General features: G+C 39.0%; 16 protein-coding genes and 2 pseudogenes. 11 read left to right on the top strand and 7 right to left on the bottom strand.

The genetic code is table 11. From position 1 onward, the window contains the following. Positions 1 to 105: 105 nt before the first annotated feature. Positions 106 to 537: a hypothetical protein gene (locus VB694_RS05805; protein ID WP_323359354.1), complete on the top strand. Its 432-nt coding sequence runs from the start codon at positions 106 to 108 to the stop codon at positions 535 to 537. Positions 538 to 691: 154 nt separating this feature from the next. Here the strand turns inward: VB694_RS05805 and VB694_RS05800 are convergent, their stop codons facing one another. Next, complete coding sequence (locus tag VB694_RS05800) at positions 692 to 916, bottom strand: type II toxin-antitoxin system HicB family antitoxin (protein WP_323359353.1); 225 nt, start codon at positions 914 to 916, stop codon at positions 692 to 694. 40 nt (positions 917 to 956) lie between these two features. Between VB694_RS05800 and VB694_RS05795 the strand changes: the two genes are divergently transcribed. Next, positions 957 to 1,097: a hypothetical protein gene (locus tag VB694_RS05795; protein ID WP_323359352.1), complete on the top strand. Its 141-nt coding sequence runs from the start codon at positions 957 to 959 to the stop codon at positions 1,095 to 1,097. Positions 1,098 to 1,280: 183 nt separating this feature from the next. Here the strand turns inward: VB694_RS05795 and VB694_RS05790 are convergent, their stop codons facing one another. The 4 genes from VB694_RS05790 to VB694_RS05775 all read right to left on the bottom strand — a co-directional run bounded on the left by VB694_RS05790 (position 1,281) and on the right by VB694_RS05775 (position 4,177). Then, positions 1,281 to 2,387, bottom strand: coding sequence for an aromatic ring-hydroxylating dioxygenase subunit alpha (locus VB694_RS05790; protein ID WP_323359351.1), 1,107 nt, complete (start codon positions 2,385 to 2,387; stop codon positions 1,281 to 1,283). Between the two features lie 132 nt (positions 2,388 to 2,519). Then, entirely contained in the window at positions 2,520 to 2,750 is a 231-nt protein-coding gene (locus VB694_RS05785) for a hypothetical protein (RefSeq protein ID WP_323359350.1), read from the bottom strand. A gap of 147 nt (positions 2,751 to 2,897) precedes the next feature. Then, on the bottom strand, positions 2,898 to 3,248 hold the full coding sequence (locus VB694_RS05780) for a hypothetical protein (RefSeq protein WP_323359349.1): 351 nt from the start codon (positions 3,246 to 3,248) through the stop codon (positions 2,898 to 2,900). Between the two features lie 548 nt (positions 3,249 to 3,796). Further along, the gene (locus VB694_RS05775) at positions 3,797 to 4,177 is read right to left on the bottom strand and encodes a hypothetical protein (protein WP_323359348.1); all 381 of its coding nucleotides are present in this window, start codon (positions 4,175 to 4,177) and stop codon (positions 3,797 to 3,799) included. 558 nt (positions 4,178 to 4,735) lie between these two features. Here VB694_RS05775 and VB694_RS05770 point away from each other — a divergent pair. Both VB694_RS05770 and VB694_RS05765 read left to right on the top strand, forming a co-directional pair. Then, positions 4,736 to 4,861: a hypothetical protein gene (locus tag VB694_RS05770; RefSeq protein WP_323359376.1), complete on the top strand. Its 126-nt coding sequence runs from the start codon at positions 4,736 to 4,738 to the stop codon at positions 4,859 to 4,861. 130 nt (positions 4,862 to 4,991) lie between these two features. Then, positions 4,992 to 5,273 (top strand): annotated as a pseudogene (locus tag VB694_RS05765) (glycoside hydrolase family 10 protein); the annotation flags it as partial. A gap of 85 nt (positions 5,274 to 5,358) precedes the next feature. Here VB694_RS05765 and VB694_RS05760 read toward each other — a convergent pair. Next, complete coding sequence (locus VB694_RS05760; protein ID WP_323359347.1) at positions 5,359 to 6,852, bottom strand: site-2 protease family protein; 1,494 nt, start codon at positions 6,850 to 6,852, stop codon at positions 5,359 to 5,361. 401 nt (positions 6,853 to 7,253) lie between these two features. Between VB694_RS05760 and VB694_RS05755 the strand changes: the two genes are divergently transcribed. From VB694_RS05755 to VB694_RS05735, 5 genes and pseudogenes are all read left to right on the top strand, one after another. Next, positions 7,254 to 8,564 carry an efflux RND transporter periplasmic adaptor subunit gene (locus VB694_RS05755; RefSeq protein ID WP_323359346.1) on the top strand — a complete coding sequence of 437 codons (1,311 nt, stop codon included), beginning with the start codon at positions 7,254 to 7,256 and terminating at the stop codon, positions 8,562 to 8,564. Between the two features lie 141 nt (positions 8,565 to 8,705). Next, a pseudogene (locus VB694_RS05750) lies at positions 8,706 to 8,987 on the top strand (efflux RND transporter permease subunit); the annotation flags it as partial. Between the two features lie 256 nt (positions 8,988 to 9,243). Continuing rightward, on the top strand, positions 9,244 to 10,938 hold the full coding sequence (gene crtO / locus VB694_RS05745) for a beta-carotene ketolase CrtO (RefSeq protein WP_323359345.1): 1,695 nt from the start codon (positions 9,244 to 9,246) through the stop codon (positions 10,936 to 10,938). 320 nt (positions 10,939 to 11,258) lie between these two features. Next, positions 11,259 to 12,164: a bestrophin family protein gene (locus tag VB694_RS05740; RefSeq protein ID WP_323359344.1), complete on the top strand. Its 906-nt coding sequence runs from the start codon at positions 11,259 to 11,261 to the stop codon at positions 12,162 to 12,164. 89 nt (positions 12,165 to 12,253) lie between these two features. Beyond that, the gene (locus tag VB694_RS05735; protein WP_323359343.1) at positions 12,254 to 12,418 is read left to right on the top strand and encodes a hypothetical protein; all 165 of its coding nucleotides are present in this window, start codon (positions 12,254 to 12,256) and stop codon (positions 12,416 to 12,418) included. 17 nt (positions 12,419 to 12,435) lie between these two features. Here the strand turns inward: VB694_RS05735 and VB694_RS05730 are convergent, their stop codons facing one another. Further along, positions 12,436 to 13,284 (bottom strand): M28 family peptidase, encoded by an 849-nt coding sequence (locus VB694_RS05730; protein ID WP_323359342.1) that lies wholly within the window; start codon positions 13,282 to 13,284, stop codon positions 12,436 to 12,438. 304 nt (positions 13,285 to 13,588) lie between these two features. Between VB694_RS05730 and dnaK the strand changes: the two genes are divergently transcribed. Together dnaK and VB694_RS05720 are read left to right on the top strand one after the other, a co-directional pair. Further along, positions 13,589 to 15,643 (top strand): molecular chaperone DnaK, encoded by a 2,055-nt coding sequence (gene dnaK, locus VB694_RS05725; RefSeq protein ID WP_323359341.1) that lies wholly within the window; start codon positions 13,589 to 13,591, stop codon positions 15,641 to 15,643. Positions 15,644 to 15,790: 147 nt separating this feature from the next. After that, positions 15,791 to 16,792 (top strand): J domain-containing protein, encoded by a 1,002-nt coding sequence (locus VB694_RS05720; protein ID WP_323359340.1) that lies wholly within the window; start codon positions 15,791 to 15,793, stop codon positions 16,790 to 16,792. Positions 16,793 to 16,938: the final 146 nt, after the last annotated feature.

Genomic DNA, 16,938 nt, shown 5'->3' with positions numbered 1-16,938 from the left:
CTTAAGTACACTATAACATAAACTTTGAGTTATTGATAATAAAAATCTATCTTTTCTCACCAATAAATTGTAAGATTAGATAGATTTAATTTAGGGTTTTTATCAATGGGAAAAGCAAAGCGTCGTAAACAACTGAACTCCAACCATGGAAACCCTAAAGGTTTTCAACTTCAGCCTACGAATAAAAATGTTACTCCTGTTGTTAAACAGACTGGATTTCTGGAAGTAGAAGACAGTGAAGAGAGCAGCTTTTACGACAGTCGTCCTGAATTATTAACTTATATCAATGAATTAAAAGCGGTTAAAATGACGCTGCAACAATTCCGAGATAAATTTGCTGACCAGATGGACATTATCGAAATTGAACCTAATGTAATAATTCAATCCTGGGAAATGAATTACCAAGGTAAAGGCTTGGCAGTAAGTTATCGGGGGTATAGTGGACCACCTGAATTGTTCCCTTTCCCTGATGCTGAAAACCCAGATGCGCCAATTCCTCCTGATGTGTGTGATTATTTGGCATCCTTTTGGATTTGAGGAAATGAAAATCCTCATTTAAAAAAAGGGATGTTTCCTTTGCCTCTTTGCGCGAAATACCCAATTTAACTATTCTGAGATATGCCCAGAACTGAAGTTCCCATCTAATAGCTAAAATCCGTTAAACCGGACTAAAAATTAATCAATGTAAAAATTACGCCACTTTCAAAAACTTGCCTAAAACTTGCGGTTCAGGAAGCGGTTCACCATCTGCTAAACATGAATCAATCAAGATTTCTAACACTTCCTGACCATTTTTTAAAGCCTCCTCATAAGTTTCCCCATGAGTACAAGGCTGCATGAAATTAGTAAAATCAGGCAGTGAAACTACATAACATTGATCTTCTTCAGACCATTGAATAATTATTGTATATTTCATTGTTCTAGTTTCTCCTGTTCATCTGCTTCGATCTTTTTTAGTGCTAGACGCAGTTGCAGACGTAAAGCCTAGAGATTATAGTACCGAAAAATTGCCCAAGCGATCGCTCCCCGAAAATCTGCCTGTGGCCGCAGTACCGGATATTGTCCCTGAAATCGGAAATGGCACATTATTTATTTGATTTAGTCGAATTTCCGCAATTGCAAGGTAATCTATGCAAACAGGCATAAAAAATAAATTTAAATTCTGTTTGATTTTATACGATTTGAAAATTATTTAGTCGTTATACTCATGGCTAAGGTTCTACCTGGGAATTGATGAAGTGGCAAAACCACTTCATTTTTATTGCCAAAATGTAAATTTTTCAATCATTAACTAGCTCATCGTGCCATTTTTCGCGTTTTTCTGCGCGTTTTTCTGGATCTCGCACCGATACATCACGCAATAGCTCAAAATTCCAACTTCCCCACTTCAAAGCCTTCTGTCTTTCCAAGTGGGTAATAAATTGTATAATGGGCTGATCAAGATCGATGGGAGATTTTAAATTAAACTGAATTCTCTCGAAAATTTTACTATCATTCTTGATAAAGAATTCGGCTAATAATTTACTCAACCACAAAATCAAACGATTAAATAAACGCCCGAAAATGCCACGGCGTTTTTTAGTAATTAAAATTGTCAGACCTTCTGTTTTTCCTCCAGCAATTAGACGCAAAGCAAACATAATATGCAAATGCAAGAATTCCGTGCCAATCGTCACCATTCCCGTAGTACCATACCAATAACAAATACTGTAATGTATAGGTTTTTTGTAGAAGGGAAATATAAGCTTAATTAACCAAAATCTAGGGCTTTTATCTGTAATATTACTAAAATTAATCGCATTTTCATTGAGTTCCTGCTTTTCAAAATTGAACTCTGATAACAGCTTGTGAACCGTATTGAAATGTTGAGCATCAATAGCATTAACTAGGAAAATATTGGGGTGGCAGTTGGTGATAAACCGTGAACTAAAAGCACTATCACATTCCTCAAGTTCTAACTCAGGAATAAAAGGTAAAGGTTGTTGTGGTGTTTCTCCAGTCCAAATCCAAACTAACCCGTATTTTTCGGAAGTAGGCCAAGTTTTAGCCCTCAGATTAATCGGTTCATCCAAACAAGGAATATCAACACAAAAACCTTGTGCATCGTATTTCCAATGATGAAAAAAACAGCGCAATTCATTACCTTCAACCCTGCCTTCTGCAAGATGAGCGCCCATGTGTGGACAATAGGCATCAAAAGTAACTACTTGTCTATCTTCACCCCGATAAATTACTAAATCTTTTCCTAAAATTGTCACAGGTTTGACTTCACCAACCCGCAATTTTCGAGAAGGCATTACCCAATACCAACCTTCAATAAAACGCTCTGGTTGATTAAAAATTTTAGGTTTTTTACTGTAGCTCACATTTTCAGTGTTGGCATTCATGTTTAGACTTTCACTTGCAGTCAAGCGGTTAATCTAGGAATATCACGCCAAGCTCAGAAAAACCGTTATTTTCGGTACTTCGTGAACTACAATATCCGTTACTTTAGCTCAAGATAGACAACTACTGGACAATTAGTAAAGAATTGTGCCGACATTATTATGATGAGAGATAATCTTTTCATCGGTATTGTTTGTCCCCGTACTACCATCAGGCTTAAAACCCACAACATTAGGAAAACCATTACTTAATAAATTAGGCATTTTCCCGAAATTCATCAAATTAGATTGTCCACCCGTGAAAAGCTGCTGTTCTCCTATTGACAAATCAACCAGGGGCGGAGATTTAATCATTTGCTTAGACATAAATTGTCGCCTCACTTACTTAGGTGATTATTTACCTTAGTCCTTAACTGTAAGGATTATTGATCATAAATTCATAAATCCCCAGAGATAAATTCAACTCCATCTGATGAACTAGAAGCTTAACAAGGCTAAATCCCTAACACGCTGTTAATTATAAATAGGTGATGGTAGCGGTATAGTGATAGTGATCTGGTTTTTGCGTGGAGACACAGTTCTGTTATTGGGATCAAGCTGTCCTAAACGTGGTAACTTTGTCGCAGGTAAATCTGGAAAAAAGGGAGTTAAACCAAGCTCATTATAGGCTCTGGGAGATGAGATATTTCTTTGACTTCCTGTTGCAGGTATGGTGCTAGGGCTATTTTCCTCTATAGTTTGAGGAGCAGTCATCATCCCACCACATATTTTTTCCGCTTTGATATCGTTAATTTCGCTGACTAAAGTAGCAGCTTTTAAGTAGTTTTCTGTACTGATTAACATTTGTTTCCAATTGATTTTCATATTGATTTTCATCAGGCATATTGCCAGAATAAATGAAACAAATTCTATTTATAATGACCCTTGAGGCGTAATTTTCAGTTAAATAAGTATTTTATGCAACAGAAGGCAAGAGTTAATTAATTCTTCCCAGTCGCCAATATGAGGAAGAGGGGCGCTCCTCAACGCCCCATCTATGCAATCAAATCAACCGTGAGCCAAATAATCCGAGGTTTTGGCAATTTGGCAGACAAAATTTTTCCGTTACCGTTTTAATGGATATATCAACAAAAAGAACGGGACAGTTAAGAATTGTTCCAAGGGACGGATTGCAGCCAACCCTCAGAACTTCATCCCAGTCGCCAGTTGTTGCTGAAGCACTGTACAACACCCCTATATGTTGTAGCAGTACATTAACTTTGTCGCCGCTTCACTACAACTGGTTAAATATCTCACAGTAAATATATAAATCTTTGAGCAGTTCATCCATTTTTTGGTTTGGCATTTTTTGGTTTGGTATTTTTGGATCTGGCATCAGCATGACAAAACAAACATTTTTTATCCGTTAACTTTTAATCGCGTAGCATTTGTGAAATAATTTTGTCGGCTTGCAATCTTTGATAAGTCAAACGGATAATGCTGGCAGCATCAAATAAACCACGAACATAACAGGCAAAACCCAAGGCATCTAACAACATCAAAGTAGTAACACCTTCTTTAGCTAGAGATAAGATAAACTCTGTCACCCCTAGCGCACTTGTATCTACTGGCATTGTCGCTAACAGGAAACGCAGACAATCAGCTGATACAATCGTGCCTTCTAATTCTTTGCTATCCGTCGCTAAACGCACAATACCTACCATGATTTGGTTTGGTGTCATTCCTTCTTCCATCAGAAGGACAAATAAAGATGCCAGACTATCTGGAGTGTGTTTATCGAGTTTGATATTCATCTTGCTTACATAATTACGTGTAACAATAAACTCAAAATTTTTGGCAAATCCGGAAAATTAAACCAACTTTTTTTACTTTGTAGAGATGCAATTATCATGACTGAACCAACCATAATTGCTGAGTAAAGGAGAGACAAAAATATATTCAGTAGATGACAAGTTTATTTGTTTAGGCAATTTGTAGGGAATTGTGAGCTTTAGTAAAGAGAACTCAATGGATATAAACCGAATTTAAAGGTGCATTTTCTCAAATCCTTGTAGAAACTTTTCAGAGAAAGTCGGGAGATTATTGACTATCAGATGTCTAAGATAGAGAGAAACGCAAATCTTTAATCTATAAAACTCTAATATTTATCTGAATATCCCTTGAAAATGGACAAAAGCTCAGAAATATACTTCCTACACCCGACACCCTGTAACCTAATGCAGTCTGAACCCAAAATGCTGTGATTCACTGATATTTATCGGATATTAAACTACAAGGCAACATCTCGGCTGTGATCTGAGTCTCTCATTAAAGCTTTTACTGTATTTTTACCCAATCAGGGAATTTCTGAGGTGGAATGTGCGGCAACGGATAAAATCAGGGCTATTTTTAGTTATCCTAGCAAAGTTGCTGCTCAAGTAATTGGTAAATCCCTCGATCCCACACCGGGATTACAAGGACGGGATATGCTCAAATAAATCGTCACGGAAGGACATATACTAAACACGGTTGGGATATGGACTGTTGCAAGATTACTAAATCCCTAGATGTGTAAGGGTTTAGCACTGCTAAACCCCTACCTATAGAATCAAATGAATAAGCCGTTTTGAGTATAAACAAAGTTTAACAGTTATTCCCTTGAGTATTGGTATTTTGAGCGGGTTAAAAAATCGTTCGGTTTCCATGCAGCAGATTAAAACCCAAGTCCAAAAAGTACACGATACCTCCGGTGCGCGAGGCGATCGCAAATTTGCTGGTGTTTCTTTCTTCTTCTATGAAACCCTCTGGAACATCAGCCAAGAAAAATCCCTAGAACGTCAAGCAGGTTTCCAGCAAATCTTCCCCAAGCAAGCAACCTATCCTAACTTACTGGTAGGGTGGAAACCGTAGAAGATGGGGACTGGGGACTGGGGATTGGGGATTGGGGACTGGGAAAGAATTTTCTCCCCATCTCCCCTGCCCCTCTGCTTTCTGCCTAACCTATTCCCAACTTTCCCGCTAAAGCGGGGGTGATAGGTAAAAGAGTGCTAATCATCAAAAATAGAGCTAAAAGACCTAAAGCGGCTCTGGCATCATCAGGTTCAGTGATTTCATTCAAACTGGGGCGTTCTGCATCTCGTTGTAAGAAGAAAATCACAATCGCCCAATACATAGCCAGAGTATTACCCAGAGACACCAACGCCAGCACAGCTAAAGTTGCAAATGTCGTCCTCCCTGCGGTTTTGCGGCCATAAATTGCCTGGACAATTCGCCCTCCATCTAGTTGTCCAGCTGGCATTAAGTTTAAAGCTGTAATTACCAATCCTAGCCAACCAATGATCACAAGAGGATGAACATTTACCAAAGGCGCGTGTACAGCCGAACCTAATACAACTCGTGCTAAACTGCCTACTAAAATCGAACCTTGGAAAAACTTATTTGGTAATTGAAATAAACTACCAGGGTGAGAAAGTAGTAAACCTGTCACCAGCATGATTAAAGAAACAATACCGCCAAAAGCAGGACCTGCTAAAGCAATATCAAATAAAGCCTTGCGGTTAGGTAATAGAGACTCAAAACGGGTAATTGCCCCAAAAGACCCAATCTGTACAGCTGGTAGGAAAAAAGGCCAACTCAGACGGACTTGGTGTTTTTGTGCTAATAACCAATGACCAATTTCGTGAGCGATCAAAATTGTCAAGATTCCCAAACCGATAGGTAAAGCTTCAGCAAAGCGTGATGGGTTGGCGAGTAAATCAAAATTCAGTAATAATCCGGCTGCTTCCAGATTTGTAGCAATGGTTGCTACCAAAAGAATGACAGCAAATGCTTTTTGCGGTAACTGCAAAGGTTTTGGATCAGTAAGACTAGGCAGAACAATCATTACTGCTTTACCGTCTGTGTTTTCGACTAAAAATAGGCGATATTTATCACCTAATTTGTCTTGCAACTTTTTGGTGAGACGGTTGTGAACTTCCTCCGGTTCTCCCCGCAAATTACCTTTGAAAATCGCTCCCTCTTGATAGGGGATAGTTTCCGTCGTGAAAAATGTATCAATACCAAAAATACCTTTAATGGTACTTAAATCTGCTTCCGGTATTGTAATTGCTTCCAGTTTTACTTCTGTGACAACTGCTTGTTTATCATTTTCTGCGGCGTTTGCTGTTTCTGAAGCTTGGGTAGCAAGTCTTTCTGTAGCCCTAGCTTTAAGAATTGCATCTTGTCCAGCGTTGCGTAACAGTCTACCTAAGAAGACATACAACCCAGTTGACACCACTAACAATAACAATACACCTGCGATATTGATATAAATTCCAGCAGCAAAACAACCAAAGAACAGTAACCAAGGAGCCATTAAGACTACAGACTGTAACCAGGCTAGGATACCCAGCTTACCAAAAGGTCTGGCGCGGTAAAAGCCCCAACCCAAAATGCTGAAAGCTACCAGAACAACTGCGGCAATGATGGGAGTTTCTGATGAAGTAAACATCGCTAAACCTTTGCTATTGAGATCAAGCCAGAACGAGTCCGGTTTTATAGATATATTATGATCCTACGCGATAGGTGCAAAACTACTGAATCTGTAGGTAATTGAGGATTAGACATAGGTCATATTCTTCAGAAGCGCAAATTTTAAATCATAAAATTTAATCTTTAGATAGATTGTAAAAAATTGTAAATGCTGTATATTTTGGTGGAACACACAAATAATTTTTGTAATTACATCATGCTAAGTGAGTAATTTTAACATTCTTATAGATAGAATTCCCAGTGACTGTTAATTTTTTTGTAACAAAATAGTTTCAAAGAGCTTTAAGACTATACAAATATTCAGCACGAACGTCTCTACTGAAATAATGCTTTATTTCTTTCTTTACGTCCCCTGAACCTATGACATCCCCTGAGCCACAAACTGATTTTGAAGACATTCCCCAGGTATCACTTCAGCCACCTCCAACATCCAGACGGTGGCTTCGCTTATTGTTAGCTACACTACTCATAATTGGAGGTGGAACAGCTATAACTTGGCGTTTGCTGAATACTAATAATCCATCAGTAGATGCTGACGCTCAACCTCCAGCAGTAAAAGTAAAACTATCAGTAGTGCAAACAGGCACTGTTGAGGATACTACTGAGTATATAGCTGTCCTAGAATCTAGGCGTTCAGTTAATCTCCAGCCTAGAGTTCAAGGTCAAGTCAGCCAAATATTTGTGAGTTCAGGATCTCCTGTTACTGCTGGTGCCGCAATTATGCAAATAGACGCTAGACAGCAGCAAGCTACAGTTAATAGTTTGTCTGCTGCTGCTCAAGTAGCAAAAGCACAACTAGATAATGTTCGTGCTACCCTCAAATCTTTGGAAGCAGAACGGTTAGGTAAAGTTGCTGATGTGCAGTTGAACCAACAAGAATATCAACGCTATTCTGACTTAGCTGCTCAAGGTGCTGTATCTCGGCAAACTAAAGATTTATATGCGAACAGATTGGCTACCGCTAAATCTCAACTGAGTGCAATTAACTCTCGTATTCAAGCCCAAAAAGCTACCATATCCCAAACTGAAAAATCTTTAGATCAAGCTGATGCCAATATTAGACAAGAACAAGTACAACTTCAGTATTACAAAATTACGGCTCCCTTTGGTGGCACTGTTGGTAATATCCCTGTAAAAGTAGGTGATTTCGTCAGTAATTCTACCCCACTAGCTACTATTACTCAAAATCGACCTTTAGAAGTTAATATCCCTGTTCCACTGGAACGAGGATCACAATTGCGTCAGGGATTACCAGTAGAATTAATTGATTCTCAAGGTCAAACTTTGACTACTAGCAAGGTATTTTTTATATCTCCCAATATTACTAATACTTCTCAATCAATACTTGTTAAAGCATTATATGATAACTCCGCAGGTCAGATGAGAGCAGATCAACAAATTCGCGCCCGAATAATTTGGGATCAGCGTTCTGGACTTCTCATTCCTACTACAGCGGTATCTCGCATTGCTGGAGAAAATTTTGTTTTTGTAGCTCAAACAGAAAAATCTCTTGAAGGTAATTCCCAATTAATAGCTAAACAAAAGCTTGTGAAGTTAGGCAATATCAAGGGTAATGATTATCAAGTAATTGCTGGTTTAAAGGCAGATGAAAAAATCATAATTTCAGGTGTACAAAATCTCAGAGACGGCTTACCGATAATTCCTGAGTAACTAGGGACTGGGGAGAAAAATTTTAGATTTTAGATTGGAGTTCATAAAATACAATCCAAAATCCAAAATCCAAAATTGTATCACCAATTACCAATTACCAATTACCAATTACCAATTACCAATTACCAATTACCAAAATTCATGTTTGTTGATTTCTTTATTAAGCGACCTGTATTTACCAGTGTTTGCGCCATAATTATTCTGCTAGTAGGAGCAATTAGCATACCTACTTTACCTACAGCACAATATCCAGAAATTAGTCCGACTCAGATTATTGTCACTTCTAGGTATATTGGTGCTAGTCCAGAAGTTCTAGAAAGTACGGTAACATCTATTTTAGAACGGCAAATTAATGGTGTAGAAGGTATTCAGTATATTACTTCGAGCAGTAGTAATGATGGAACTAGCACCATTACAGTTACATTGTGCCAATTTTGTATATTGTCATTGGTAAAATTCGCCAGCGATTGCAATCAGTTCACAAGTATTAGTGATACACAAAAACTTTCCTCGACTCTTATTTCTACTTACAGCAGCATTCAGCAGTCAGTAGTCAGGAGTAAAATAATTTTCTGACAAGGCTGTGTAATTAAAATTTGGATCTCACTTACCTACAAAGATCAGTGTTATCAATCCAGTTTATTATAAAATAAAAATATGAAAGACTAGAATCAAAAATATGCAAGAATATGATGTTGTCATTATTGGCGCAGGACACAATGGTTTAGTGTGTGCAGCTTATTTACTCAAAGCTGGTTATAGTGTCTTACTGCTAGAAAAGCGCCCTGTTCCCGGTGGTGCTGCAACAACAGAAGAATGTATTCCAGATCAAGCACCAGGTTTTAAATTTAACCTCTGTGCTATTGACCATGAATTTATTCACTTGGGTCCGGTTGTTGCAGAATTAGAACTAACAAAATATGGCTTAGAATATCTGGAATGTGACCCGGTTGTTTTCTGTCCTCATCCTGATGGTAAGTATTTCTTAGCTCATAAATCCCTAGAAAAAACCTGTGCAGAAATAGCTCGTTATAACGAACGTGATGCCAAAAAATATGCCGAGTTTACGCAATATTGGCAACAGGCCATTAGTGCCATGATTCCTATGTTTAATGCCCCACCAAAATCAATTATTGATATTTTTGGTAACTATAACGTTCAAAAATTTAAAGATTTATTTTCTGTAGTTGGTTCAACTCAAAAAAGTCTGGATTTTGTGCGTACTATGCTCAATAGTGCCGAGGATATTCTCAATGAATGGTTTGATGAGGAATTTCTGAAAGCACCCCTTTCTAGACTAGCATCAGAATTAGGTGCGCCACCATCTCAAAAAAATCTGGCCATTGGTGTAATGATGATGTCTATGCGGCATAATCCCGGAATGAGTAGACCTCGTGGTGGAACTGGTGCATTAGTAAAAGCATTGGTGAATTTAGTAACTAGTAAAGGTGGGGTAATTCTCACAGATCAGCAAGTAGAAAAAGTGTTAATTGATGATGGTGCTGCTGTGGGTGTGCGGGTTGCTGGTGGTCAAGAATATCGGGCAAAATATGGTGTCATTTCTAATATTGATGCTCAACGTTTATTTTTACAAATGACAGATAAAAGTGATATTGATGGAGTTGATCCTGATTTATGGGAACGATTAGAACGCCGCATTATTAATAATAATGAAACTATCTTAAAGATAGATTTAGCATTAGATGAACCGTTGCGTTTTCCTTACCATGACCATAAAGATGAATATCTGATCGGTTCTATTTTGATTGCTGATTCCATGAATCATGTAGAACAGGCTCATTGTAAATGTACATTAGGAGAAATACCTGATTCTGACCCTTCAATGTATGTGGTGATGCCTAGCTTCCTTGATCCCACTTTAGCACCACCAGGAAAGCATACTGTCTGGATTGAATTTTTCGCCCCTTATCAAATTGCTGGTGCAGAAGGTACTGGTTTAAAAGGGACTGGTTGGACTGATGAATTGAAAAATAAAGTTGCAGATCGAGTAGTTGATAAATTAGCAACTTATGCCCCAAATGTGAAAACGGCAACTATCGCTAGAAGAGTAGAAAGTCCAGCAGAATTAGGGGAAAGATTGGGGGCTTATAAAGGAAATTATTACCATATTGATATGACTATGGATCAAATGATATTTTTCCGACCTTTACCAGAATTAGCTAACTACAAAACCCCAATTAATAATCTATTTTTGACTGGTGCAGGTACTCATCCAGGTGGTTCAATTTCGGGGATGCCAGGACGCAATTGTGCTAGGGTATTTTTGCAATCTAAGCACCCAATTACTCAAACTTTGAAGGATGCAGGAAATTCAATTAAGTCAACTATTGAATCTGTATTTGGAATTGGTTAATTAGAAGGGCTAAAATCAATATAGGACTCATATTTGAATTTTGAAAAAATCTAAGTATTTGTAGAGTGCGTCAGATATAAGCAATCTGTTTATTGAGAGAATTTATGCAGTCTGACGTACCCTACGTATCGTTTCATAAATCAAATATTATCCCTATATAACCAAATAATATCCAGATCCCCGACTTCTCAAATAAGCCGGGGATATATTGATTTACGTAACTGATCATGATCAGTATTTAATTGGACATGATATGATGGAGTTTGTCATTATTAAGAGTTGATGTAGATTCATCAAACAACTAAATTTAGGAAAACTGCATGGCCAACGAAAAGCTACAATGGTTTAAAATGGCATTACAGATTAAAGGTTCAGTAATTTCAGCAATTTATCTACGAGTTATAGGTTGCGGAATATTTGGCGTTTTAGTTTCCATACTCCATTATTGGAAATTGCCTGTTTCTCAACCGATTTTGGGGAGTGTTATTCCCAGTATAGTTTTAGGTTTATTATTAGTATTTAGAACAAATACAGCTTATGAAAGGTTTTGGGAAGGCAGAAAAATTTGGGGTTCAATAATTAATACAGTCCGCAATTTAGCACGACAAATTTGGGTATCTGTCGATGAAATTGACAGTACCGATAAAAATAAAAAAATTCAAGCCTTAAAATTGTTGGTAGGTTTTGCTGTAGCAACTAAACTGCATTTACGAGGAGAAAGTGTAAATAGCGAATTAGAAGAATTCATACCAACATCTTGTTATTTCAAACTGAAGGAAATGAATAATCCTCCCCTAGAAGTAGCTTTTTGGATTAGCGATTACTTACAACAGCAATATAACCGCAATCGCATCAATAGCTATCAGTTAGCAGCAATGCAGCAATTATTAAATATTCTAGTTGATAGTTTAGGAGCTTGTGAACGCATTCTAAAAACACCAATTCCCCTGGCTTATGCAATTCATCTCAAACAATTACTATTAATTTATTGTCTATTATTACCATTCCAAATTGTCGAGAGTCTTAGTTGGTGGACAGGGTTTATTTCTGCTTTAGTGAGTTTTACCTTATTGGGAATTGAAGCTATTGGTTTAGAAATTGAAAATCCTTTTGGTTATGATCATAATGATTTACCATTAGATGCAATTTGTAATACCATGAAACTAAATATTGATGATTTAATTAGTTTGACTCCTAGCGTGCATTCTTGCAGAGAAGATACATAATATCAAGTTCAGCAACTAACGCCAATCATCTAGTACACAAAGATCAAGTTACTAAAACGTCATCAAGTATAAATGGCAAAGGTATTGTTATGACTGTAAAACTCCACACCGAAAAATATCAGTTACAGACAAGCACTAATATTGAGAACAATGAAGAAACAGCAACCGAAAAAGTTCTATGTTCTCATTGTCGGCGCACTGCTACGAACGGAATTAAATGTAAAGGTATTTGTGTAGCTGATAATGACTATTAACAATAAATTTATCTTTTTTACAACCTTCTAATCCCCAATTCCAAACCCTCACAAATACCTGTAAGAAAATCTAAATCCAAACTAGCAATAGTGTCACTCGGTTTGTGATAATTGGGATTTCGCATAAACGCCGTATCTGTCACCATCATTGCTGGATAACCTTGATCCCAAAATGGTGCATGATCACTAAGTCGAGTTTGAGAAACCAGTAAACCACGATTGGGTACTGGTAGCCATTGACTAGATACACCGACTTTAGTAATACTGCGACTCAGACTGATTAAATCTCCCAAAGTCCGCAAATTACCAATTAAACCAATAAAATCACCCCGATTTGGGTAAAACCTATCTAACGGGGATGGGTATCTTTGCGAACCAGGAGTAAAATCACGATAGCCTAACATCTCCAGGGATATCATTAAGCGTAGGCGTTGCCCTTGTTGGCGTAACAAAGCTGCATATTCAGCACTACCTAACAAGCCATATTCTTCCATATCAAAAGCCACCAACCGTAATGGATATCTAGCTGGTACTTGGGCAAAATTTCTGGCAAATTCTAATAAAACTGCCACCCCAGTAGCATTATCATCAGCTGCCACTGTACCAGGTACACCATCATAGTGAGCGCCTATTAAAATCGGTGCTAAATTTGCCTTCTGTCTTGTTGATTGGGTGGGTAGATTTAAAATCAGGTTTTTGCAGCTTTTACCCCCCACTTTAAAGGTGTGGATTTCCACACTTCCCCACTGTCCTAATTGCTGACGGATGTATTCTTGGACAAAGAAATGTCCCGCACTGGCCATATAAGGATCGCGTTCCCGTGCTATTTCTTGGAGATGATTTTGTAATCTTTGTTTTAAAGTCAAAGTGGTGATTGGGGACTGGGGACTGGGGACTGGGGACTGGGGACTGGGGACTGGGAAAAATCTTCTCCCTTACTCCCTGCACAAGAGGCTCTATCTCTGTTCCCTCTGTGCAAATGCTATCCTAGTTTGGCAAGTGACAGGTTAAGCTACAATTTCTCTAATTATCTAAATTATTGAATTTATGGAATTAATGATAATTATTATACCATTGGGCGGTTTTTAACATCTGGCAGCAAGCGGAAAATATGCCTCCCAATCATAATATATAGATGTAGTCAAACACGCAGCAGGAGAAGAGGAACGCATGGGCAAGGTAGTCGGCATCGACTTGGGTACAACCAACTCAGTAGTCGCCGTGATGGAGGGTGGCAAGCCGGTGGTGATTGCCAATGCAGAAGGTATGCGAACCACCCCCTCTGTTGTCGGCTTTAGCAAAGAAGGCGAAAGGGTGGTTGGGCAGATGGCCAGACGGCAAACCGTTCTGAATCCCCAAAATACCTTTTTTGCAGTTAAACGCTTTATTGGGCGCAGGTACGGTGAACTTAACCCTGATTCCAAGCGTGTACCCTACACGATTCGTAAGGATGAAATGGGCAGTATTAAAGTTGCCTGTCCCCGTTTAAATAAAGAATTTGCCCCGGAAGAAATTTCGGCTATGGTGCTGAAGAAACTGGCAGATGACGCTAGTCGTTATTTGGGTGAACCTGTTACCGGGGTGGTTATTACCGTTCCAGCTTATTTTAATGATTCCCAACGCCAAGCCACCCGCGATGCTGGCAGAATAGCTGGTTTGGATGTGCTACGCATTCTCAATGAACCCACAGCGGCTTCTTTGGCTTACGGATTAGATCGAGGTGATTTAGAAACTATCCTTGTTTTTGACTTGGGTGGTGGTACTTTTGATGTTTCCATTCTGGAAGTAGGTGACGGCATATTTGAAGTTAAATCCACCAGTGGAGATACTCAATTAGGTGGTAATGATTTTGACAGAAAAATAGTTGATTGGTTAGCGGAACAATTTTTAGAGACAGAAGGGGTAGATTTAAGACGCGATCGCCAAGCTTTGCAGCGTTTAATGGAAGCCGCAGAAAAAGCTAAAATCGAACTTTCTGCCGTCAGCGTCACTGATATTAACTTACCCTTCATCACCGCTACAGAGGATGGACCAAAACATTTAGAAACTCGCCTCACCCGTTCCCAGTTTGAAGGCTTGTGTACTGACTTAATCAGTCGTATTCGCACACCTGTAAAAAGGGCGCTCAAAGATGCCGGACTCTCCCCTGTAGATATTGAAGAAGTTGTATTAGTAGGTGGTTCAACCAGAATGCCCATGGTTAAACAGCTAGTACAGGATTTAATTGGTATTGAACCTAACGAAAACGTCAACCCTGATGAAGTGGTAGCTGTGGGTGCAGCCATTCAAGCTGGCATTCTGGCTGGGGAAATGAAAGATGTACTACTCTTAGATGTCACACCCTTATCCTTGGGATTAGAAACCATCGGTGGCGTGATGAAAAAACTAATTCCCCGGAACACAACTATCCCAGTACGGCGGTCCGATATTTTTTCTACATCGGAAAATAATCAAAACAGTGTAGAAATTCACGTTGTCCAAGGGGAAAGGGAAATGGCAGCAGATAACAAATCCTTGGGACGGTTCAAGCTGTATGGTATCCCCCCAGCCCCCAGAGGTATACCCCAAGTTCAAGTATCTTTTGATATTGATGCCAACGGCATTTTACAGGTAACGGCTTTAGATCGCACCACTGGCAGAGAGCAAAGTATCACTATTCAAGGCGCTTCTACCTTGAGTGAGTCAGAAATTAATAGAATGATTCAGGATGCTCAGAAATTTGCTAATGTTGACCGGGAACGCAAAGAAAGAGTAGAAAAGCGGACTCGTTCCGAGGCTTTGATTTTACAAGCGGAACGGCAACTGCGGGAAGTAGCCTTAGAAATGGGAATGCAGTTTGCCCGCAACCGTCGGCAACGCATTGATAATATTTGCCGCGAATTGCGTGAAAGTTTAAAAGATGATGATGATCGGGGCATTGATCAAGCTTACTCTGACTTGCAAGATGCTCTGTATGAGCTAAATCGAGAAGTCCGTGAGTATTATGCTGAAGATGAAGACGAAGACTTGTTTGGCGCTATCCGCGACATCTTCACTGGTGATAAAGAACGGGAACGAGATTATGCTCCCAGAGAAACCTATCGGGAACGGGATTCTTATTCCAGAGACTATAGCCGAGACTCTGGTAGAGAAAATCGTTCTTCACCCTCCTATGATAGTCCACCACCACGTCGCAGCCGTCCCAGCTACCAGGATAATTGGGATGATGATGATGATTGGCTCTAAGGTAATTTTAGATTTTAGATTTTGGATTTTAGATTGGGGATTAAAGTTCTGAGTCTAAAATCTAATTTCAACCTTATACAGAGTCAGTGATCAGTAAAAGCACAACTGACCACTGACCACTGACCACTGACATTTAAATAAACCACTATGCAAAATTTACAGAATTTCCGCGATTATTACGAGATTTTGGGAGTAACAAAGGAAGCTTCCAGTGAAGAAATTAAAAAAGTTTATCGTCGATTAGCAAGGCAATATCACCCCGATCTCAATCCTGGTAACAAAGAAGCAGAAGAAAAATTTAAGACTATCGGTGAGGCTTATGAAATTCTTTCCGATCCGAGTCGGCGATCGCAATACGACCAGTTTAGCCGCTATTGGAAACAAAAAGGCTTTGCTGGTGGTAAACAAACACCAAAACCCAAAGGTTGGGGAGATAATCGTCCTAACAACCCTCGCACTAGTCAAGAGGTAGATCCTAGCGATTTTCCTGATTTTGAAAGTTTTATTAATCAAGTTATTGGTGTCAGCAGTCGTCAAGATACCAGAACTGCGGCTGGAAATACTACAACTAGCGACCCCTTTCGCACTCCCAGAACTAAAGTTGCTTATACAGTTAATACCCCACCGCGCACGACTCGTAGAGATATAGAAGCGAGACTGACTTTACCCCTGGAAAAAGCTTATCAAGGTGGTAATGAAAGAATACGTTTAGAAGATGGGCGATCGCTCGAAGTAACTATGCCCCCTGCTATGGTAACAGGTCAAACCATCCGCTTGCGAAATCAAGGCATTGGAGGCGGTGATTTATACTTAAAAATTACCGTTGATCCTCATCCGTTATTTAAACTAGAAGGTGCTAACATCTTCTGTCAAGTCCCTGTAACTCCCAGTGAAGCAGTCTTGGGAGGACAAGTGGAAGCACCCACTTTAGACGGTCCTGTAAAAATGACTATTCCTCCCGCAGTCAGATCCGGTCAAAGGTTTAGATTAGCTAATAAAGGTTATCCTGGTGAAAACGGGAAACGCGGTGATCAATTAGTGGAAGTTCAGATAGTGACACCGAAAAATATTACAGATGAAGAAAGACAGCTTTATGAAAAATTGCGGGAAGTTGAAAGTTTTAAACCGCGTGCTGATTTATTGGGTTAAAAATATAATGCAAAATAGGGGTTTACAGAAAAATTAAGAACAAGTAAATGATGATACCTCTAACTTTTTACAGAAGGTAATGATTTACTAGAGGAATCCAGTTTGATTCCTAAACTTACTCTTGAGATTAATTATACACTAATGTA

The organism is Anabaena sp. UHCC 0451 (assembly GCF_034931405.1).
Classification (GTDB): Bacteria; Cyanobacteriota; Cyanobacteriia; order Cyanobacteriales; family Nostocaceae; genus RDYJ01.
This window is presented reverse-complemented; position numbering and strand designations above follow the sequence as displayed.